We start from the raw sequence: 20,866 nt of genomic DNA, 5'->3' as shown, positions 1-20,866 counted from the left end.
GCGCCCGCAGAACGATGCCGCCTGTTCGATCAGTAAGTCGCACGGCCGAAGGATGCCACGTTCCGTATTCACCGCCGCGCCCGGCACCACCGATGACGGACGCGTGCGCCGTCTCACCCAGTCCCCGCCTGCCGAGTACGCGGGCCGGCTCTTCTCTGCCCGCGAACTGGGCGCGTTCGAGAGCGAGCTGGAGCGGATCGCCGCGGAAGGACTGCAGGAGGTGTACTTCAAAGACGTCGGCCGCCGCGCCGGAGATCTCACGGTCGAGTTCACGGACATCGACTACGTCGATTTCGGGCTGCAGTGATGTCAGGCGGGTCGCTCCGGTCCTGGACCGAGGGGGCGCCTCTGGGCGGCCGGCTCCAGGATTTCGGCGACGGCAGGCGGTGGCTGGACGGCGGCTCGCTCCGCGGCAGTTCCCGCCCGCGCAGCGGCGGTGTCCGGGACGGCGGGAAGGGGCTGGGGGCCGGCGCCCAAAGGGGGGTGTGGAACGCCGCTTCCTGCGCTGACCTGGTTGCCGGCCGGAGCGGGGGTGGTGCCCGTGTGATGGGTGTGTGGCGGGTCGGGGTGGGGGTGTGCGGCTGCTGTGCCTGCCGGGCTCAGGGGCCCGGTGGGGCACGGCCTGTCGTGAATGGCTGTTGCGCGATTGGTTCGGCTGCTGCGCGCATATCGCCTCGGCTTGCACGGCGGTTGCGAAGGGCGGCTGGTGCTTCTGTCTTTGCGGTCGAGGTTTCTGCCGGTGGTGGTGGGGGTGGGGGTGGGGGTGGGTTTGGTGGGGGGTGTGGGTGGTGGGTTGGTGGTGTTTGGTTGGTGGTGGGGTTGTGTGTCTCTTGCGAAGAACCGCATAACCGGTATATTTCTGGTCGGCTGGTGTGTGGCCGGGTTGGGTGTGTCAACTGGCTTGTGGGGGGTGGGAGTTGTTCTGGTAGGGGAGGGTCCGGGTCTGTGTGGGGGCCGGGGCTTTTGTTGGTGTTGTCCGTGTTGGGTTGTTGGCGGGGGGAGCCGGTGATGTCGGGTACTGCGGGTGTGTCGGGTACTGCGGGTGTGTCGGGTGTGTCGGGTGTGGTGGAGGCGGATGTGGTGGTGGTGGGGGGTGGGCCGGTGGGGTTGGTGGTGGCGTGTGAGTTGGCGGGGTGGGGGGTGCGGGTGGTGGTGGTGGAGTCGGAGGTGGTGGTGTCGGGGCGGCCGAGGGCGACGACGGTGCATGCGCGTGCGGTGCAGTGTCTGGTGCGGCGTGGTCATCTGGGTGGGCTGGTGGGTGCGGGGGGCCGTCGTTTCCCCGGCTCCGGTCCCGGTTCGGGTCCCGGTTCGGGTCCTGGTTCGGGTCCTGGTTCGGGTCCTGGTTCGGGTCCTGGTTCGGGCTCGGGTTCGGGCTCGGGTTCGGGCTCGGGTTCGGGCCGGGGCTCTGAGGGGGGCGGTGCTTTTGGCGGGGGGTGTGGTCCTGGGGTGAGTGGTGTTTCTGGTCCGGGTTGTGGTCCTGGCCGGGGTTGTGGTGCTGGCCCGGGTTGTGGTGCTGGGTCTGGCGGTGTCTGTGGCGTGGGTCGTGGTTCGGGTCCTCGTGTTGGTTCGGGTGTTGGTCGTGGTTCGGGTGGTGTTTCGGGTGTGGGTGTGGGTTCGGGTGGTGGCTCAGGTTTTGGTTCGGGTCTGGCTGGTGTTTCGGGTGCGGGTGGTGGTTTTGGTGTGGGTGTGGGTGGTGGGGTGGTGTTTCATTTTGCGGGGATTCCGGGGTTGGTTGTTTCGGCGCCGGGTGTGGAGCCGGAGCCGGTGTTGAAGTGTGGGCAGGAGGTGTTGGAGGCTCATTTTGAGGGGCGGGCGCGGGGGTTGGGGGTGCGGGTGTTGCGGGGGTGTCGGGTGGTGGGGGTGCGGCAGTGGCGTGGTGGGGTGGTGGTGACGGCGCGGGGTGCGTTCGGGTCGGTGGTGTGTCGGGGGTTGTTTGTGGTGGGGGCGGACGGGGCGCGCAGTGTGGTGCGGGAGCAGGGGGGTTTTGAGTCGGGGGTGTATCCGGCGACGGTGTCGGCGTTGGCGGGTGATGTGCGGTTGGGGGTGGGGGGGTCTTTGGTGGCGGGGTGGCATCGGACGGAGCGGGGGTGGGTTGTGGTGAAGGAGGTGGCGGGGGGGTGGGTGCGGTTGCGGACGGTGAATTGTGCGGGGCCGTGTGTGGGGTGGCGGGTGGCGCCGACGTTGGAGGAGTTGCGGCGTGAGGTGTCGTGGATCGTGGGGCGTGAGGTGGCGATGGGGGAGGGGCGGTGGCTGAGCCGGTTCAGTGATTTTTCGCGGCTGGCCGGTTGTTATCGCCGGGGGCGGGTTTTTCTGGTGGGGGATGCGGCGCATGTGCATTTCCCCATCGGGGGGCAGGGGTTGAGCACGGGGTTGCTGGATGCGGTGGATCTGGGGTGGAAGCTGGCGTTCGCGGTGCGGGGGTGGGCGGGTGCGGGGCTGCTGGACACGTATGACCAGGAGCGGCGGCCGGCTGCGCAGCGGGTGATCGACCATACGCGGGCGCAGTTGGCGCTGATGCGGCCCGGGCCGGAGCTGGAGCCGTTGCGGGCGTTGTTCGGTGAGTTGCTGGCGGGGGGCGGGGAGGCGGGGCTGCTGGCGTCGATGGTGAGTGCGCAGGACACGGTGCTGCCGGCGCGGGGGCGGCATCCGGTGTTCTGGGAGGGCAGGTTCTTGCCCAATGTGGCGCTGGTGACGCGTGAGGGGCGTACGGATGTGATCGCGTTGCTGGGCGGGGGCGGGCCGGTGCTGCTGCTGTTCGGTGAGCGGGGTGCGGGCGGCGGGTTCGGGGAGGAGGCGCGGGGGTGGGCGGGGCTGGTGCGGGTGGTGCAGTGCGAGGCGGTGGCGGGGCTGGAGTGTGATGCGCTGCTGGTGCGTCCGGACGGTTATATCGCCTGGGCGTCCGGCCGGGAGGGGCCGGCCGGTGCGCTGGAGGAGTATTTCGGTGCGCCGGTGAAGGTGGGGGGTGTGCCGGCCGGTGTGGTGGGGTGAGGGGGGCCCGGGCGGTGTGCTGGGGGTGTCTTCGGGTGTGCCGGTGCGGGTGGCCGGGGGGTGTGCCGGCGGGTGCGGCCCGGTGACGGGGGGCGGGCCGGGTGGCGCCGGGGGCGGGGGTGCGGCGCTGCTGGTGCGGCCGGACGGCTGTGCCGTGTGGGTGTCCGGCCGGGAGGGCCCGGCCGGTGTGCTGGGAGGGTGCTGCGGTGCGCCGGGGCGGGCGGGGGTGTGCCGGCCGGTGTGGCCGGCAGGCGGGGGCCGGCCCGGGGTGAGGGGGCGGGCCCGGGTGAGGAGGCCGGCGGGGGCCGGCCGGGGCGGGGGGTGTGCCGGCTGGTGCGGGGGGTGCGTCTGCTGGTGCGGTCAGCTGACGGGGGCGGGCTGGGCGGCGGGGGGCTGCTGGGCGGGGCGGGCGGCGCGCAGTTCGGCGTCGACGGCGGCGCCGCGGGCGCCGGTGAGGTCGACGGAGGCCAGGACGGAGGGCATCACGACGCTGGGCAGGACGTGGCGCAGGAGGGCGTTGACCCGCTGGGGGAGGTCCTGGTGGTCGCAGACGGCCTGGGACATGGCCTGGACGCCGGCGAAGGATCCGACCATGACGTCGGCGGTCTCGACCGCGTTGACGTGGGGGAGGAGTTCGCTCTGGGCCTGGGCTTTTTCGAGGAGGTCGCGGGAGATCTGCGACCAGCGCAGGAAGGGTCCGCTGCGGTCGAGGCCGAGTGCCTGCTGGTCGAGGGAGAGGCGTACGCCGGCGCGGACCATGGCGTCGGTCTGCAGGCGGTGGGCGTGCAGCATGACCGTGTCGACGAACTGCTGGATCTTGCAGGCGCGGTCGGGGATGGGCAGCAGCTGGTCCTGTTCGTGCAGGACTCCCTCGGCGAGGTGTTCCTTGGAGGGGAAGTGGAAGTAGAGCGCGCCCTTGGTCACCCCGGCGGTGGTGAGGATCTCGCTGATCGTCGCGGCCTGGTAGCCGTGTTCCTCGAAGACCTTGGCTGCTGCCGCGAGGATGGTCTGCCGGGTCCGGATCGCCCTGTCCTGCTTCACCACGTTCGGTCTCCTTCTGTTTCGATGAGCCCGGAGACCCATTAAAAAAACCGCCCAGTTTGTATCTTACAGGCGGTTGGGGTTCACGCACCCCTTGCGGCTGTACGACGTTCAATGAGTTGTCCCGGATCTGCCGGGGCGGAAGGGTGTCGGAGCAGTGGTGAGCAGGTCGTGCCGGCGTCAGGGCAGGGGTGGGCGGGTCGTGGGACGGCGGGGGCGGGCGGGGAGGGGTGTGCGGTGATTTTGGTGACGGGGGCCACGGGGACGGTGGGGCGGGAAGTGGTGGGGCGGCTGCCGGCCGGGGCGGGGGTGCGGGTCATGGCCAGGGATCCGGCGAAGGTGAGGGGGGTGGCGGCGGGGGTGGAGAGGGTGGCCGGGGACTACGGGGATCCGGGTTCGCTGGCGCGGGCTCTGCGGGGGGTGCGTACGGCGTTCCTGGTCACGGCCCGGGTCGCGGGCGCTGACGATGAGGTGTTCGTGGCCGCGGCGCGGGCGGCGGGTGTGCGGCGGGTGGTGAAACTGTCGGCGGCGGCCGTCCTGGACGAGGGGGCCGGTGACCTGATCACCCGGTGGCAGCGTGAGAGTGAGGAGCTGCTGCGGGCTTCGGGTATGGAGTGGACCCTGCTGCGTCCGCGGGCGTTCATGTCCAATTCCCTGTCCTGGGCGGGCTCGGTGCGCGGTGAGGGTGTGGTGCGTGCCCTGTACGGGGAGGCGGCTCATGCCTGTGTGGATCCGGCGGACGTGGCGCGGGCGGCGGTGCGGGTGCTGACCGAGGAGGGGCATGCCGGGCGCGCCTACACCCTGACGGGGCCGCAGGCGCTCAGTGCCGTCGAGCAGACGCGGCAGCTCGGTGCTCTGCTGGGTGTGGAGCTGCGGTTCGAGGAGCTGAGCCCCGGGCAGGCGCGCGCCGCTCTGGCCGGGCGTTTCCCGCCGGCGGTGGTCGAGGCGCTGCTGGACAGTGCGCAGCGGCTGAAGGCGGGTGCCAAGGCGGGGGTGCAGGACACCGTCAGCAGGCTGACGGGCCGTCCGGCGCGGACCTTCCGGCAGTGGGCCGCAGCGCATGTCGCGTCCTTCGGCGCGGTCACCGCTGCGGCCGGCCCGCGGACGCCGGAGGCCGGGCCCCGGGCATCGGGAGCCGGGGCGGGCGGGACGGACGCGGCCCCGTAGGGCCGGCCCCCCGCCGCGCGCCCCCCGCCGCGCGCCCCCCGCCGCGCGCCCCGCGCCCCGGAACACGAGGACGACGGCGCAGAGGGCGACGGTCGCCGGGTCCGCGCCGGGCAGGCGGGCGAGGAAGGACCGCACCGGGGGAGAGAACTCGCGGGCGTGGCGCTCGTCATGATGGTGGAGCAGCTGCCCATGCGTCACCGAAGCCGGGACCGGGCCCTCGGCGAGGGCGGTCCAGGTGACGCCGTCCTCGGCGCAGACGCAGGCGCGGACGCAGACCCAGGCGGAGGCGCAGGTGCAGGCGCGGACGCAGACGCAGACGCAGACCCAGGCGGAGGCGCGGACGCAGACCCAGGCGGAGGCGCGGACGCAGGCGGAGGCGCAGGTGCAGACGGAGGCGGTGAACGTGGTCGGGACTGCCGCCCGTTGTGGTCTTCGGCCTCGAGGGGCGGTACGGCCTTCTTGCCGCCTGCCGGGCGATCCCCGCTGCGGCGCGGCCCCGTCGCGGCCGGCCGGACACCCTGGCGTTCGAACTCGTCGAGCAGCGTGAGCATGCAGGGGGCGGGCCGGCGCAGGGCCGGCCGCCGGTGCCCGCTGCGCGCCCGTGCGGGGGAGGGCGGCGCGCAGCGTGCGGGGGAGGCGGCGCGCAGCGGGTGGGGGTCCGGCGCGGTGGCAGGGCCGCGCCGGCCGGCGCTCTTGCGGCCGGGGGTCTCATGGCCGTGAGCGGCGCCGCCGTCACGGTCATGGGCCGACGCGGCTGTCCCTCTCGGGGCGGGCACCGGCAGAGCGGGGGCGGGGGACGGCCGCGGATGCGGTGAGGGCCGGTCGGTGGCCGGCCCGGGTACGGGCCGGCCACCACAGGGCCCCCGCCCGCTGCCCCGCCTGCTTGCCCCCGCCCGCTGCGCCCGGCGGGCGGGCCTGGCGGGCGCAGCGGGCGGGGACGGCCGCGGCACGGCGTCAGGGCCGCGCCGCCCGCCGGCCCGCGCCCTGCGGTCGGGGCCCCGCGTCCTGCAGCCCGCGTCCTGCGGTCCGTGTTCTTGTGGTCGGGCCCCGCGTCCTGCGGTCCGTGTCCTAGTGGTCGGGGCCCCGCGTCCTGCGGCCCGCGCCCTGCGGTCGGGGCCCGCGCCCCGCGCCCCGTGTCCCGCGTCCCGCGTCCCGCGTCCTGCGGCGTGGGCCTTGCGCCTCCGCGCCCTACGGCCCCGCGCCCCGTGGCCTACGCCCCCCGTGGCCTACGCCCCCCGTGGCCTACGCCCCCCGTGGCCTACGGTCTGTGTCCTGCGGGCCGGGCCGGGGTCCGGTGGTTCAAATCGTGAGCGGTGCTGCTGTCACGGTGGAGCGGAAGACGGGTGTTCCGTGCTGGTGGGCGGTGACGAGGACGGCGGGTCCGCGCTGGGCGGGGGTGCGGGTCAGGCGGCGGGCCTCGATGAGGCAGGGGGCGTCCAGTTCCGCGTACTTGGTGAATTCGCTGGTGATGTCGAGCGGGAGCGTGCTGTGGCCCAGGACGGCCGCGGTGGCCTGGCGGGCGGCTTCCAGCAGCACCATTCCGGGCACGTGGTCGACGGGGTGGTCGAAGAGGATGGGGTGGGCGGTGTCGGCCCGCAGCTGCCAGCGGTCGGGCTGTCCGATGGGGGACAGCACGACGTCCATGGGGGAGACGCGGCCGACGTTCTGGGGCGCGGCCGGGGCGGTCAGCGGCAGCGGGCGCTGCATGCTGGCGGCGCGCTCGCCGCGCAGGCGTTCGTAGACCTTGGCGGAGGTGCAGGTGAAGGTGGCGCCTCCGGTGGCGGCGATGTGGCCGCCGCGGCGGATCACCGCGTCGTAGTGGAGGCCGGCCAGTTCGCCGCGGCGGCGCTTGATGTCGCTGCAGGAGATCTCCAGTTCGACCGAGGCGGGCGCGTTGCCGACGCACAGGTGCGCGGGCTCGACGGCGATCGCGAGGTCCCACATGAGGAAGTGGTGGTCGAGGGGGACGCCGAACTCCGCGTGGGCCAGGAGCGATCCGGCCTGCCGGATCGTTTCGGCTGCGATCAGCGGGTCGTGGCAGCCGTCCACGGCGGCGAAGAAGCTGTGCCCGCGCGGCCACTGGGCGGAGACGGTGAAGCGCTCGTCGTCCACGCGCGCCCAGTCGGTCAGCATGACCTCGGCGACGCTCGCGCGGTGGACGAGTTCCTTCGGGACGGTGGTGGTCAGGGACCGGAAGAGGAGGGCGCCGGTTCCTGCCAGGGGCGTTGGGCCGTTCTGGTTGCGTACCGCGCCGGATACCGCGCCGTTCAGACGGAACGTGCTCGCAGACATGGGTCCCCCTGAGTGCCTTGGCTTGAATATGAGTGGCAGATCCCTCAGGACAGCGAAGATACATACCACCCGGTTTAATTTCTAGAAGGAACGCGGCACTCCAGTCCCGTGAAAAATGGAGTGATGTATTCCCAAATGTATGGATGATCACCCGGCGGCCGCGGTGACCGCCCGTGACCCCCGGGTCCTGCGGGGTCACCGCGGTGCGCGGGCCCGGCCGCGGACCGCTGCGCGCAGGACGCCCCCTGTCCCGCATCTCGAGCGATCTCAAAGCCGTTCTTGAGTGGCCTGACCGACGGTGTCTGCAGGCCCGAGAAAGGGGGACCGCTCGGATGGGGACGGAAGAAGCCCTGATCAGGGTGGAGCGAGGCCGGCCCGACGAGGCGGAACTGGCCGCCGTGGTCGCGGTGCTGCTCGCCCTGCAGGCAGACGCACGGCAGACGGCCGGCCAGGCGCCGGCCGCCCGGATGCGCTGGTCGCGCGGACCGGGCGCCTACACGGCACCCGACAGCTGGCGCTGACGGGCGGGGGAATCCCTGGCGGATTCCCTCCCACCGACAGAAACCGCTCAGGCGGTTTGTTAAGATGCTCGACGGACCCGGGGCGGGACCTCCTCGGCCTTGCCCCAGGAAGGCACCTGACATGGCGATGACGACTGCCCTGGCACCGATCGAACCGGGGCCCACCGATATACGCGGGCGCGTGGCGGAACTGCACAGCATCCGTGAGCAGGCGCTGGCCGGGCCCGGTGAGCGGGCGACCGCGGCCCAGCACGCCAAGGGCAAGCTGACCGCCCGCGAGCGGATCGAACTGCTCCTGGACCCGGGCTCCTTCCAGGAGGTCGAGCAGCTGCGCCGGCACCGGGCGACCGGTTTCGGGCTCGAGGTGAAGAAGCCGTACACGGACGGTGTGATCACCGGCTGGGGCACGGTCGACGGACGTACCGTCTTCGTGTACGCGCACGACTTCCGCATCTTCGGCGGCGCGCTGGGCGAGGCCCACGCCGCGAAGATCCACAAGATCATGGACATGGCCATCGCTACCGGAGCCCCGCTGGTCTCGCTCAACGACGGCGCCGGCGCCCGTATCCAGGAGGGCGTCTCCGCGCTCGCCGGCTACGGCGGCATCTTCCAGCGCAACACCCGCGCCTCCGGCGTCATCCCGCAGATCTCCGTCATCCTGGGCCCCTGCGCGGGCGGCGCCGCCTACAGCCCCGCCCTGACCGACTTCGTCTTCATGGTCCGCGACACCTCACAGATGTTCATCACCGGCCCCGACGTCGTGCGGGCCGTCACCGGCGAGGAGATCACCCAGAACGGCCTGGGCGGCGCCGACGTGCACGCCGAGACCTCCGGCGTGTGCCACTTCGCCTACGACGACGAGGAGACCTGCCTCGCCGAGGTGCGCTACCTGCTGTCCCTGCTCCCGCAGAACAACCGGGAGGCCCCGCCCGCGGAGCCCTGCGCCGACCCGGCCGACCGGCGCGCCGAGCGCCTCCTCGACCTGGTCCCCGCGGACGGCAACCGGCCCTACGACATGAGCGAGGTCATCGGGGAGATCGTCGACGACGGCGAGTACCTCCTGGTCCACGAGCGCTGGGCCCGCAACATCATCTGCGCCCTGGCCCGCCTGGACGGCCGGCCCGTCGCCATCGTCGCCAACCAGCCCCAGAGCCTTGCCGGTGTCCTGGACATCGGGGCCTCGGAGAAGGCCGCACGCTTCGTGCAGATGTGCGACGCCTTCAACATCCCGATCATCACCCTGCTGGACGTCCCCGGCTTCCTGCCCGGCGTCGACCAGGAGCACGGCGGCATCATCCGGCACGGTGCGAAGCTGCTCTACGCCTACTGCAACGCCACCGTGCCGCGGATCTCGCTGATCCTGCGCAAGGCCTACGGCGGCGCCTACATCGTCATGGACTCCCAGTCCATCGGCGCCGACCTGACGCTGGCCTGGCCGACGAACGAGATCGCCGTGATGGGCGCCGAAGGCGCCGCCAACGTCATCTTCCGCCGCCAGATCGCCGAGGCCGAGGACCCCGAGGCCATGCGCCAGAAGATGGTCAAGGAGTACCGCTCCGAGCTCATGCACCCCTACTACGCGGCCGAACGCGGCCTGGTCGACGACGTCATCGACCCCGCCGCGACCCGCGGGGTCCTCATCCGCTCCCTGGCCATGCTGCGCAGCAAACACGCCGACCTTCCCTCGCGCAAGCACGGCAACCCCCCGCAATAGCACGACGTTCGTGGGAGCCGCCGACGCCGGTGCGGTGCCGGCCCTTCGGCCTCCCGTTTCTCAGGAGAAGCGCACATGGTCAAACAGCAGCGAGCGGCCCGCACCCGGCAGGCACTGATCCAGGCCGCGGCCACGGTGTTCGCCGAGGAGGGATTCGTCACCGCGTCGCTGTCCACCATCAGCCGGCGCGCCGGGGTCAGCAACGGCGCGCTGCACTTCCACTTCGCCAACAAGCACATGCTCGCCGAAGCCGTCGAGGCCGAGGCCGCCGAGGCCGTGCGCCGCATCACCGAGGCGGCGCAGGCCCGCCAGGGCGGCTCCAGCCTGCAGTCGGTGGTGGACGCCACCCACGAGCTGATGGGCAGCCTCGCCCGCGACACCGTCGTGCGCGGCGGCTTCGAACTCGCCGGCGACACCGCACGCCGGGGAGAACCCTCCCCGCGCACCCAGTGGCAGCACTGGGTGGAGGACGTACTGCGCCGGGCCGAGCACAGCGGCGCCCTGGCCCAAGGCGTCTCCGGCGCGGACGGCGCCCGCGTCATCATCGCCGCCACCGCGGGCTTCGGGGTGCTCGGCGGCCAGGACGCCTCCTGGCTGTCGCGGCAGACCATCACCGGCTTCTGGGAGGTGCTGCTGCCGCGGCTGGCCGACCACCGCGACCTGGACGCCCTGGTGTGCGCCGGCTCGCAGCGCCCGGCCGTGCTCCCCCCGCGCGAGCGGCCCGCGCAGGAGCGGTCCGCGCAGGTCAGCCCCGACCGATAACAGACCAAGCGGTCTGTCCAGCGGCCCGCCGCGGGAGTGCGGATCCCTGTTTCCTCTCCCCGGGGGCTCCGGCGCGGCCCCGGAACGGGCCTCCCGGACCCGTAAGTTCCGCCCCGGGCGGGGTATTTGACCCAGTCTGGGACTGTATGCGCTTCGACCGGGAGAAGAAAATACAGGATGTGCGGTTTGATATTGACAGACCGTGCGTGCTGTTCTTAGCCTTGGCAAGGCGCCGGACTGGCACCTGTCGACGGCCGCACAGACACCCGTCGACGGCCACCCACCGACCGGAGCACTCGGGCATAAAACAGGGGAGATCGAGTGGACATCGAGATACTCGGCGCATTGGCCGTACAGGAGAACGGGGTCTCCATCACGCCGACGGCCCCCAAGCCCCGCCAGGTCCTGGCCCTGCTGGCGCTGCACGCCGACCGGGTGGTGTCCGTCTCCGACCTGATCGAGGAGCTCTGGGGCACCACCCCGCCGCGCAGCGCCCGCACCACCCTGCAGACCTACGTCCTGCAGCTGCGCGAACTCATCGCCGTGGCCCTGGACAGGGACGGGCACGGCGGGCCGCAGGCCGCCGACGGCACGTGCGCGCGGCGCACCGCCAAGGAAGTACTGGTCACCATGCCCAGCGGCTACCTGCTGGCGAGCGGCGGCGGCGCGAGCGACGTCCGCACCTTCGAGCGCCTGTCGGGCATGGGATACCGGGCCATGGACGCCGGTGACTTCCCCGGCGCCGCACGGCAGCTGCGCGAGGCACTCGCCCTGTGGACCGGCACCGCCTTCGCGGACGTCCAGACCGGCGAGCAGCTGGACATGGAGATCAAGCGACTGGAGGAGAACCGGCTGTGCGCACTCGACCAGCGCATCGAGGCCGACCTGCGGCTGGGACGCCACCGCGAACTGCTGGCCGAGCTGACCGTCCTGGTCAACCGCTACCGCACCCACGAGAGCCTGCACGGCCAGTTCATGCTCGCCCTGTACCGCTCGGGACGGCGGGGCGAGGCCCTGGAGGTCTACCAGCGGCTGCGCGCCACACTCGTACGCGACCTCGGCCTGGAGCCGTCCGCGGGGCTGCAGCGCATGCAGCGCTCCATCCTCACGGCCAGCCCCGAGCCCGCGCCGGTGGCCGCCGGCACCGCCAAGGAACGCCTCGTCCCCACCAGTTGAGCCACCGCACCGCCTTCCAGGGCTCCCGCGCCGCCCGCTGACACCCGGCCCGCCGGAGCCCTGGAAAGCGGCAGGCACGAAAGACCCCCACCCGGACAGCCCGCCACGCCGCCCCCGGACCGTGTCCCGCGCGGTGAGGCGCACCCACCGCCCGCAGCGGCAGCGCACGGCGGCAACTCCGGGAACGGCCAGCCCATTCGCCGGGACGGCCAGACCATTCGCCGGGACGGCCAGGCGATCGCCGGGACGGGCAGTGGATCACGGGGACCGCCCGCGGCGAGGACCCGGGCACACGCGGCCGTACATACGGGGGCCGGCGCGCACCGTCGCACCGGCCGGCCTGCTGACGACCGGCCATGTGACGACCGGCGGCACGAAAGGCACCGCCTGGGTGCGGATGATCCAAGGCGGTCCTGCTCACCGCCGGCGCCCTCCCGCTCACCCGCGCCGCCGGCCCGCAGCCAGGACACCGCCCGCTCGACGGCCCGGCACCACCACCCCTTGAGCGTGCACCGCATCCGACGCCTTCACGGGCGGTGCGCACCCCGGCCCGCTTCCCCCCGCCCGCTTCCCCCTCCGGGGCCCGCTCGGCCGTCTCGCCCGCCGGAGCTGTCCCGGCCGCCGCGGCGCTCCCGCCCGTTCGGGGCCGTCCGCGCCGGGCGGCGCGGCCGCAGGCCTGTCCGCGTGAAGACGCCGGGACGTGACGCACCGCCCGCTCGGGGGCCGCGGCTCGTCCGGTGACCCCCGGTCAGGGTCCTTCGCCCCTGGCTGCCGCGGGGGAGTGCCGGCCGGGATCCCGGCGAGGAGGGGCGGTCCGTCCGCGCCCGGAGCGATGCGCACCCCCGGCAGCCCGGCGGTCTGCCCCGGCCCACAAGGCTCCGGCCTGGGTGCCCACCCCTCTTCTTCTTCCGGCCCCGGCATCGGCGGTGCCGGGGCGACGCGGGTCCTCGGCACCGCCGATGCCGTCGAGGCGGTGCGGCACGGCTTCGTGCAGGCGGCCCCGGGCCACCGGCGGCCCCCGGACCGGATCAGGAACCGGCGCGGCCCGCCGGCTCCGGCACCCGAAGCGAAGCGAAGCGGCAGCCGGCGCCAGGCGCATCCGCTCCGCCAGGACGTGGACGACGGCCGCGCGGAGCGTCTCGGCAGGCGCATCCCCGCCGCTGCGCCGCCCTGGGCGCATTGACGGCGGGTCAGCGGCTTCGCGGCTCTCCCGCAGCCCGCCCGGAACGGTCCCGCTCCACCCGTCGCGCCCTCTGACCGGAGCCGGCGACCGCCCCGGCCGCGCGCGGGACACGGGCCTGTCCGCGGCGGCGTACGCGGCCGCGCGGCCGCCGTGCCGCACGCACCGCGCATGCCGTCCTGCGTGTTGTCCTCCCGGAGCCGCTCACCCGCCGGCCGGTACCGTGAATTCCGTTTTCCTCCACAAACGGAATTCGCTTCGACGGTGACCGGAAAGAGTCTTCTGTGTTACGCCGGACGCACTTCGCTCCAGCCGCCGTTCGTTCATTCTTGAGCCGCTCCAGCAGCCGTTCATCCCTTCTCGAGTGGATCGATTTAAGGGCCCCGGTATCGAGTTGAAACGCTCTCGAACTCCGGTCGAGGAAAGCCGGGCGTGGCGTGATTCCCGCTAGTGTGCTTACGGCGATGAGATTCAGCCACGAGAGGAACTCGACGAGGTACGGAGGAACGCAGTGAAGATTCAGGTTCTGGGTCCGTTGAGTGCCGAGGTCAACGGGGGGTCGATTGTCCCGACGGCCGGTAAGCCGCGGCAGATTCTTTCTCTGCTCGCCCTCTATCCCGGACGGGTGATGCCGGTCCCCATGCTCATGGAGGAAATCTGGGGAACGGAGCCGCCGCAGAGCGCACTCACCACTTTGCAGACCTACATCCTCCAGCTGCGCCGGCGTCTGGGCACCGCGATGGGGCCCGACGCCCCCGGCGCGGCCAAGGAGGTGCTCGCCACCCGGCACGGCGGCTATCTGCTGCAGATACCGCCCGAGAGTGTCGATGTGCACGAGTACGAAAGCATGGTCACGGAAGGACGGGCGGCTTTCGAGGCAGGCGACGACGAGAGATCGGCCGACCGTTTCCGGCAGGCGCTGGACCTGTGGCGCGGCCCCGCGCTGGTCGACGTACGGGTCGGGCCGATCCTCGGGATCGAGGTCATGCGCCTGGAGGAGAGCCGCCTGGGCACCGTCGAGCGGCGCATCGACGCCGATCTGCGGCTCGGCCGGCACTCCGAACTCATCGCCGAACTGGCCGAGCTGACGGCGCGCTACCCGCAGCACGAAGGACTGCACTCGCAGGCCATGGTGGCGATGTACCGGTCGGGGCGGCAGGCGTCGGCCCTGTCCATCTTCCGCAAGCTGCGCATCCGCCTGATCGAGGAGCTGGGCGTCGAGCCCTCGCCGCAGGTACAGCGGCTGCACCAGGCCATGCTGGCCGTCGACCCGCAGCTGGATGTCGCCGCCGGACTGCGGCGCACCTCGACCTTCGATCTCTATGCCGCCTGAGACCGGCCGGAGCGGGGGCTCGAGTCGTACTCAGAAGCTGTGCGGAAACCTTCGCTCCCGAAGCGCTTCGGTGCTGTGACTGAGCATGCCGGCCGGTGAGCCGGACAGCACGGCCCGCCGCGTGCGTTCACGGGGCCGGCCCGCCCCGCGCGCACGCGGCGGGCCGGCAGCGGACGGGAGCGCCGGCCCGCGGCGCGGGCGGGCAAGGTGACGACAGACGGGGAAGACCACCCTCCCCGGACCCCGGACCCGGACCGCGGACCGCGGACTGCCGGCCGGCGGCCGCGCCGGGCGGGTGCTCGCGCGGTGCGAGACGAAGGCTCCCGGCCGCCGCCCCTGCCACCGGCCCGACGCGGTCCTGCGCCACGCACCGGTGCGGCGCGCCGTCTGCGGGCCCGCCGCCTCTCCGGCCCAGCGGTCGACTCCCGGCCTCCCGCCGCCTTTCGGCCCGCCGGATCAACCGCCGGCCCGCCGGCCCGCCGGCCCGCCGGCCCGCCGGCCCGCAGGCTCTCCGGCCCGCCGCCTCTCCGGCCCGCCGGCCCGGCTCGGCCCGCAGGCTGACGTGCCGTGTCATTACCGCTCCTTTGCGACGCCTTTCGTGGAGCGGGAGCCGGGAATCCGGCAGAAATCCCTGAAGGTCATTGCGGATGTCTTGCCGGGCCATGTGGGCGATGACACCATTCCCGCCGGTACCCGCATTCTTTTCTGCGCATACGCTTTGCGGGAACGGAAAGAATCTTCACGCGACTCGCGAGTACGGCAGAAACGGAACCGGATAAGGCCTCTCGTGGCGTCCGGTCCGTCTTCGGGTTTCCTGGCTTTTCGACGCCATGGTCATCGGCGGCGGGTTTGCCGGTGCGACCGCCGCGGGGTTTCCCGGACGGTGCGGACACCGTGTTCCCGTACCCGGCCGTGAGTGATTTCCCCGGCACCGTCCCGGGGAATCAATCACCCTCTGGTCCATGATTCATGAAAAGAGCCGGGCCGACCCGGACGCGCTGATTCCGGCCAGACGCGGGGACCGGCGGCCGCACAACGGTCCCAAGGGACAGGCCGCCGGCCGGCCGGGGCGCCCGGCGTCGGGTTGACGGTGCGTCCTGCCGGGGCGGGTGCCACGAGTGAGCGGGTCGACCGCGTCGACGAGCGGGATGAGGTGCCGGGCGGGGCCGCGGAGGCCGGCGAGCCGTACGGGGGAGGAGGGGGTGCGGGCGCGCGGGAGCTGTCGGAGGAACGCGGCGTCCAGCAACACCCGTGGCTGGTGCTCACGTTCCCGTTTGCGGGCGTGGTCAGTTCCTGCCGGCTCGCTGTGCCCGGGGTGGTGGTGCGCCGTCCCGTGCGCCCGGACCCCGCGGAGATCGCCCGGCACGCCCGGCCGGCACAGGACGAGCCGGGCGGCCTGAGGCCTCACGGGACGTGCGTCGCGGACGCTCGTGAGGCGTTCAGCCGCTACCGGGCCCGGTCCCGGCCGCCGGGGGAGCGGTGAGAGCGGTGAGTGGCGCTGCCGCGCGTCGTCCCGGCGGCAGCGTCCGGCGGTGTCCGGCGGCGCCGGACGGCTACCGGACGTGCTCGGGCTGTGCCGCCGTCTCGTCGGTCCGGGGCGGACCCGCCGGATCCACCGGGGTCTTGACCGACTCCAGGAGGAGTTGGGAGACGTCGACGACCTGGACGGTCTCCTTGGCCTTGCCTTCGTTCTTCTTGCCGTTGACGGAGTCGGTGAGCATGACGAGGCAGAACGGGCAGGCGGTGGAGACGATGTCGGGGTTGAGGGAGAGGGCTTCGTCGACGCGCTCGTTGTTGATGCGCTTGCCGATCCGTTCCTCCATCCACATCCGTGCGCCGCCGGCGCCGCAGCAGAAGCCGCGTTCCTTGTGGCGGTGCATCTCCTCGTTGCGCAGGCCGGGGACGCTCGCGATGATCTCGCGCGGGGGCGTGTAGATCTTGTTGTGGCGGCCCAGGTAGCAGGGGTCGTGGTAGGTGATGAGGCCCTCGACCGGGGTGACGGGGATGAGTTTGCCCTCGTCGATGAGGTGCTGGAGCAGCTGGGTGTGGTGGATGACCTCGTAGTCGCCGCCGAGCTGCGGGTATTCGTTGCCGAGGGTGTTGAGGCAGTGCGGGCAGGTCGCGACGATCTTCTTCGCCGACTTCGGCTTCTTCGACTCGGCCGTGACGTTGCCGTCGTCGTCCGTCTCCTCGCCGAACGCGGCGTTGAGGGACATGACGTTGTCCATGCCGAGTTCCTGGAAGAGGGGCTCGTTGCCGAGGCGGCGGGCGGAGTCGCCGGTGCACTTCTCGTCGCCGCCCATGATCGCGAACTTGACGCCCGCGATGTGCAGGAGTTCGGCGAAGGCCTTGGTGGTCTTCTTCGCGCGGTCCTCGAGGGCGCCGGCGCAGCCGACCCAGTACAGGTACTCGACCTCGGAGAGGTCCTCGATGTCGCGGCCGACGACGGGGATGTCGAAGTCGACCTCCTTGAGCCACTCCAGGCGCTGCTTCTTCGCCAGGCCCCAGGGGTTGCCCTTCTTCTCCAGGTTCTTGAGCATGGTGCCCGCCTCGGACGGGAACGCGGACTCGATCATCACCTGGTAGCGGCGCATGTCGACGATGTGGTCGACGTGCTCGATGTCGACGGGGCACTGCTCGACGCAGGCGCCGCAGGTGGTGCACGACCACAGCACGTCCGGGTCGATGACACCGCCTTCTTCGGCGGTGCCGATCAGCGGGCGTTCGGCCTCGGCGAGCGCGGCGGCGGGCACGCCCGCCAGCTGCTCGGCCGATGCCTTCTCCTCGCCCTCCATGGTCTTGCCGCCGCCGGCGAGGAGGTAGGGGGCCTTGGCGTGGGCGTGGTCGCGCAGCGACATGATCAGGAGCTTGGGGGAGAGGGGCTTGCCGGTGTTCCAGGCGGGGCACTGGGACTGGCAGCGGCCGCACTCGGTGCAGGTGGAGAAGTCCAGCAGGCCCTTCCAGGAGAACTGCTCGACCTGGGAGACGCCGAAGACGTCGTCGTCGCCGGGGTCGGCGAAGTCGATCGGTTTGCCGCCCGACGTCATCGGCAGCAGGGCGCCCAGCGCGGTGGCGCCGCCGGCGTTGCGCTTGAACCAGATGTTCGGGAACGCCAGGAAACGGTGCCAGGCCACACCCATGTTCGTGTTCAGCGAGATGACGATCATCCAGATGAACGAGACACTGATTTTGATCATCGCGACCAGGTAGACCAGGTTCTCCAGCGTGGCGTCGTCCAGCCCCGAGAAGGCGGCGACCAGCACATAGGAGACCAGGTACGCCGGTTCCCAGTGCTCGACGCCCGCGAGGGCGCCCTCCAGGCCGCGCAAGGTCATGATCGCGAGGCCGATGGTGATGATGACGGACTCGATGAAGTACGCCTGACCGGACTTGGAGCCGGCGAAGCGGGACTTGCGGCCGGGGCGCGAGGGCAGGTTCAGCTGCCGGATCACGATGAGCACGGCGATGCCGGCCACCGTGAGTGTGCCGATCACCTCGACGAAGAGCTCGTAGGGCAGCCAGTGCCCGAGGACGGGAAGCACCCAGTCCGCCCGGAACAGCTGGCCGGTGGCGTTCACCAGCGTCACGAGCAGGGTGTAGAAGCCGATGGCCACGCACCAGTGCGCCACCCCGATGACGCCCCACCGGTTCATCCGCGTGTGGCCGAGGAACTCCTTCACCACCGTCACGCTGCGCGCGTAGGGGTTGTCCGTCCGGGTTCCGGCGGGCACCGGCTGGCCCAGCCTGACGTAGCGGAATAACTCGCCGACGGCGCGGGCGAACAGCGCGGTGCCGACGGTGATGAGTGCCAGCGAAACGATGATCGCGGCGAGTTGCATGGGCGGGCTCCTCGAACCTGCGAGAGCGAAGCTACGAACCTGCGAAAGCGAATCTACTAAGCGGTAACTTATGTGTCCGGGTCTGAGACTACCCACTTCGCGCCCTGCAATGAAGCCGGGATCACGGTGACCTGCGTCGCCGCGGCGGCCGTGCAGGCCGCCGCGGCGGACCTGGCCCCGCCCGCCCGAACACCCCGTACAGCGGGCGGAGTTGGCGTGCGCGGCGGCCGCCCGCGCCGGCCGGCCCGCCGTGCGGCACAAGACCGCTCGAGGCGGAATCCACCGTTCCTCAAGGCGCCCCCGAGAAAAGAGGGGGTGCGACACCCCCAGGCCCTGCCGCCCCGTCCCCCCGCGGGCCGGTCTCAGCCCGCTTTCAAGCAGCACTTGAGGCGGTGCGGCCACTGTTGGATCCCACCCCGTGCGGCCAGGGGCACAGGTACAGGAGGGTGCCATGTCGGACGAACAGCCAGTGCGGCTCCACTGTTTCGCGCACTCCATCGGGGGCGAGTCGCTCTTCGAGCGCTGGGCGGCGAGCGCCGGACCCGGGGTCGAGGTGGTCCCGGTCTCCCTGCCCGGCGGCGACCGGCGGCGCTCCGAACCCCGGGTGAGCACCCATGAGGCGCTCCTCGCCGACGTGCTGCCCCTGTTCACCGATGCGCCCCCCGGCCCCTACGTCCTGTACGGGCACGGTCTGGGCGCGATGGTCGCCCTGGCCGTCACCCGCGCCCTGCACGAGGCCGGCCTGCCCGGCCCCGCGCTCCTCGCCGTCGGCGCCCACTCGCCGCCGCAGGTGTACGCCGGGCTGCCCGACGTGCGCGGGGCGACGGACGCCGAACTGCTGCACGTGCTGGGCGGCCAGGGCGCCGTGCCGCCCAGCAGCGACGAGGGGATCCTCCTGCGGGCCATGCTGCCGGTGCTGCGCGCCGAACTGGAGCTCACCCGGGCCCTGGACGAGGCGGCCCGCAGGCCCTCCTGCGCGGGCCCTGTGACCACCCCGCTCCTCGTCGTCGCCTCGCAGGACAACCCGCTGGCGCCGCCCACGGTCGCCGACGGCTGGCGGCAGTGGACCGCGGGGCCCGCCTGGACCCGCACCGTCCCCGGCCGTCACTTCTTCGTGTGCGGCGGCCGCGAACTGCCCCGGCTCCTGGGCCGCGTCTGCCGCGTCACCCGCCGCCTGGCCCAGCAGCCCGCGCCCGTCGGCTGATCCGCGTGACCCGCCCGCCCGCCCGCGCGGGCGCACACCGCCTCGCCCCCCGCGTGCCGCACGCCGGCCGGCGGCGACCGTGGGCGGCGCTTCGGCCGGACGCCGGTCCGCTCATGATCCAGCGGTTCTCGTCCGGCCGTCTGAAACCTGTACGTGTTCCGTCCCCGTCCCCGTCGGCGCAATGTGAAGAGAGGTGTTCGGATGTCTGGTGAGCGTGTCGACAGAGCGACGCACACGGTGCACGTGGCCGCGCCCGCCGGCGTGGTCTACGCCGTACTGGCCGATGCGGCGAAACTGCCGCTCTGCTTCTCCCCGAGCGTCCATGTGGAGCGCCTGGAGAGCGACGGCGAACGAGAGCGCCTGCGGATGTGGTCCCTCCTGGACGGGCAGCTGAAGTCGTGGACCTCCTGGCGCCACCTTGACCCGGTGCAGCGCCGCATCGAGTTCCGCCAGGAACTGCCCGCGGCCCCGCTGAACTCGATGTGCGGCACCTTCCACGCACGCTCGCGGGGCCCGCACCGCACCGAGCTCGAGCTGCTGTACGACTTCAGCGTCGCCGGCGACCTGCCCGAAGTCGGGGCGTGGGCATGGCGGGTCGCCGACGCGAGCAGCCGCACTCAGCTCGCCGAGCTCAAGAGCTTCGCCGAACGGTGGACGCGCCTGGACGACCTGGTCCTGTCCTTCGAGGACTCGGTGCGCGTCAACGGCCCGGCCGAGCTGGTCTACGACTTCCTCTACCGGGCCGGGGACTGGCCCGACCTGGTACCGCACGTCACCCGGGCCGACCTCACCGAGGACGCGCCCGGCGTGCAGCGCCTGAGCATGCAGACCCTGACCGAGTACGGCTCGCACACCTCGGACTCGGTACGGATCTGCTTCCCGCACGCGGGACGCATCGTCCACAAGCAGACCGCGCCCCACACCCTGCTGGAGGCGCACACCGGCGAATGGTCCGTCGTCCCCGACGAGTCCGGGGTGACCGTCATCGCCCAGCACAGCGTCGTGCTGCGCGAGGAGAACATCACCGCCGTGCTGGGCGAGCACGCGGGCCTGGGACAGGCGCGCCGGCATGTGCGCGAGGAACTCGGCCGGGACAGCCGGGCCCTGCTCGCCCATGCCAAGCGGCACGCGGAAAGCGCCGTGCGCATGCTGTGACACCGCCCCCGCCCGCACGGCCACCGCACCGCCCCCGCCCGCAGGCCAGGCGGATGCGCCGGTGAGCCGATGCGCGGGTGCGCGGCGGGGGCGCGGCGGGGGCGGGACACCGGCTGCCGCGCCCTGCGCCCTGGCCGCGCCCACGCGGCCATCGCGCGGGCTCGGGCACCGCTCGGGCACCGCTGCACACCCGCTCGGGAAAACGGACTTCGGGTGCCTACCGCAACTAGCCTGGTCAACCCGACCGTTGTGGACTCCCGCGGACCAGGAGGCGCCATGCAGCACCACCCGTACGCCACGGCCCCGGCACACCCCGCGCTGCGCCCGCTCCGCCTCCCCACCCGCTGCCCGTATCCCGCCGGGCACGCACCGTCCGTCACGCTCTAGGGCCGGCTCCGGCAGGCCGGCCACCGGCACGGCGCCCAGGTCCCCACCAGGACCGGGCGAGCGCCACCTCGCAGCCCGTACAGCGCCCAGAGAAAGGAGAGAGGGGA

The 20,866-nt window shown here is 72.5% G+C and carries 15 protein-coding genes; 12 read left to right on the top strand and 3 right to left on the bottom strand.

Annotated elements, in window-relative coordinates; translation table 11 throughout:
- The first annotated feature begins 52 nt into the window (after nt 1–52).
- Both tpg and OG736_RS00570 read left to right on the top strand, forming a co-directional pair.
- Complete coding sequence (tpg, locus tag OG736_RS00575; protein ID WP_327180583.1) at nt 53–307, top strand: telomere-protecting terminal protein Tpg; 255 nt, start codon at nt 53–55, stop codon at nt 305–307.
- On the top strand, nt 307–2,988 hold the full coding sequence (locus OG736_RS00570; RefSeq protein WP_327180582.1) for an FAD-dependent monooxygenase: 2,682 nt from the start codon (nt 307–309) through the stop codon (nt 2,986–2,988). The genes tpg and OG736_RS00570 overlap by 1 nt, the downstream gene beginning before the upstream one ends.
- Before the next feature lie 360 nt (nt 2,989–3,348).
- Here the strand turns inward: OG736_RS00570 and OG736_RS00565 are convergent, their stop codons facing one another.
- Entirely contained in the window at nt 3,349–4,032 is a 684-nt protein-coding gene (locus OG736_RS00565; protein ID WP_327180581.1) for a ScbR family autoregulator-binding transcription factor, read from the bottom strand.
- A gap of 234 nt (nt 4,033–4,266) precedes the next feature.
- Here OG736_RS00565 and OG736_RS00560 point away from each other — a divergent pair, with 234 nt between their 5' ends.
- The gene (locus OG736_RS00560) at nt 4,267–5,196 is read left to right on the top strand and encodes an NAD(P)H-binding protein (protein ID WP_327180580.1); all 930 of its coding nucleotides are present in this window, start codon (nt 4,267–4,269) and stop codon (nt 5,194–5,196) included.
- Between the two features lie 1,299 nt (nt 5,197–6,495).
- On the opposite strand, the gene OG736_RS00555 is transcribed toward OG736_RS00560, so the two are convergent.
- Entirely contained in the window at nt 6,496–7,488 is a 993-nt protein-coding gene (locus OG736_RS00555) for a ScbA/BarX family gamma-butyrolactone biosynthesis protein (RefSeq protein WP_327180579.1), read from the bottom strand.
- 332 nt (nt 7,489–7,820) lie between these two features.
- Here OG736_RS00555 and OG736_RS00550 point away from each other — a divergent pair, with 332 nt between their 5' ends.
- From OG736_RS00550 to OG736_RS00520, 7 genes are all read left to right on the top strand, one after another.
- Nucleotides 7,821–8,009, top strand: coding sequence for an acyl-CoA carboxylase epsilon subunit (locus OG736_RS00550; RefSeq protein ID WP_327180578.1), 189 nt, complete (start codon nt 7,821–7,823; stop codon nt 8,007–8,009).
- A gap of 127 nt (nt 8,010–8,136) precedes the next feature.
- A complete protein-coding gene (locus tag OG736_RS00545; RefSeq protein ID WP_327187479.1) occupies nt 8,137–9,723 on the top strand; it encodes an acyl-CoA carboxylase subunit beta in 1,587 nt (528 codons plus the stop codon).
- Between the two features lie 75 nt (nt 9,724–9,798).
- The gene (locus OG736_RS00540) at nt 9,799–10,485 is read left to right on the top strand and encodes a ScbR family autoregulator-binding transcription factor (protein ID WP_327180577.1); all 687 of its coding nucleotides are present in this window, start codon (nt 9,799–9,801) and stop codon (nt 10,483–10,485) included.
- Nucleotides 10,486–10,806: 321 nt separating this feature from the next.
- On the top strand, nt 10,807–11,661 hold the full coding sequence (locus OG736_RS00535) for an AfsR/SARP family transcriptional regulator (protein ID WP_327180576.1): 855 nt from the start codon (nt 10,807–10,809) through the stop codon (nt 11,659–11,661).
- Nucleotides 11,662–12,493: 832 nt separating this feature from the next.
- The gene (locus OG736_RS00530) at nt 12,494–12,844 is read left to right on the top strand and encodes a hypothetical protein (RefSeq protein ID WP_327180575.1); all 351 of its coding nucleotides are present in this window, start codon (nt 12,494–12,496) and stop codon (nt 12,842–12,844) included.
- A gap of 508 nt (nt 12,845–13,352) precedes the next feature.
- Entirely contained in the window at nt 13,353–14,174 is an 822-nt protein-coding gene (locus OG736_RS00525; protein ID WP_327180574.1) for an AfsR/SARP family transcriptional regulator, read from the top strand.
- Between the two features lie 1,084 nt (nt 14,175–15,258).
- A complete protein-coding gene (locus OG736_RS00520; RefSeq protein WP_327180573.1) occupies nt 15,259–15,657 on the top strand; it encodes a hypothetical protein in 399 nt (132 codons plus the stop codon).
- Between the two features lie 70 nt (nt 15,658–15,727).
- Here the strand turns inward: OG736_RS00520 and OG736_RS00515 are convergent, their stop codons facing one another.
- Nucleotides 15,728–18,013, bottom strand: a complete 2,286-nt coding sequence (locus OG736_RS00515) for a (Fe-S)-binding protein (protein ID WP_327180572.1) — start codon at nt 18,011–18,013, stop codon at nt 15,728–15,730.
- A 451-nt stretch (nt 18,014–18,464) separates the two neighbouring features.
- Here OG736_RS00515 and OG736_RS00510 point away from each other — a divergent pair, with 451 nt between their 5' ends.
- Both OG736_RS00510 and OG736_RS00505 read left to right on the top strand, forming a co-directional pair.
- Nucleotides 18,465–19,217, top strand: coding sequence for a thioesterase II family protein (locus OG736_RS00510; protein ID WP_327180571.1), 753 nt, complete (start codon nt 18,465–18,467; stop codon nt 19,215–19,217).
- Between the two features lie 201 nt (nt 19,218–19,418).
- The gene (locus OG736_RS00505) at nt 19,419–20,372 is read left to right on the top strand and encodes an aromatase/cyclase (protein WP_327180570.1); all 954 of its coding nucleotides are present in this window, start codon (nt 19,419–19,421) and stop codon (nt 20,370–20,372) included.
- Nucleotides 20,373–20,866 lie beyond the last annotated feature (494 nt).

Origin of the sequence: Streptomyces sp. NBC_01334 (genome assembly GCF_035983595.1) — a bacterium.
GTDB classification, from domain to species: Bacteria; Actinomycetota; Actinomycetes; order Streptomycetales; family Streptomycetaceae; genus Streptomyces; species Streptomyces coriariae.
The sequence above is the reverse complement of the archived record's forward strand: the minus strand, read 5'-3'. Positions and strand labels throughout refer to the sequence as shown.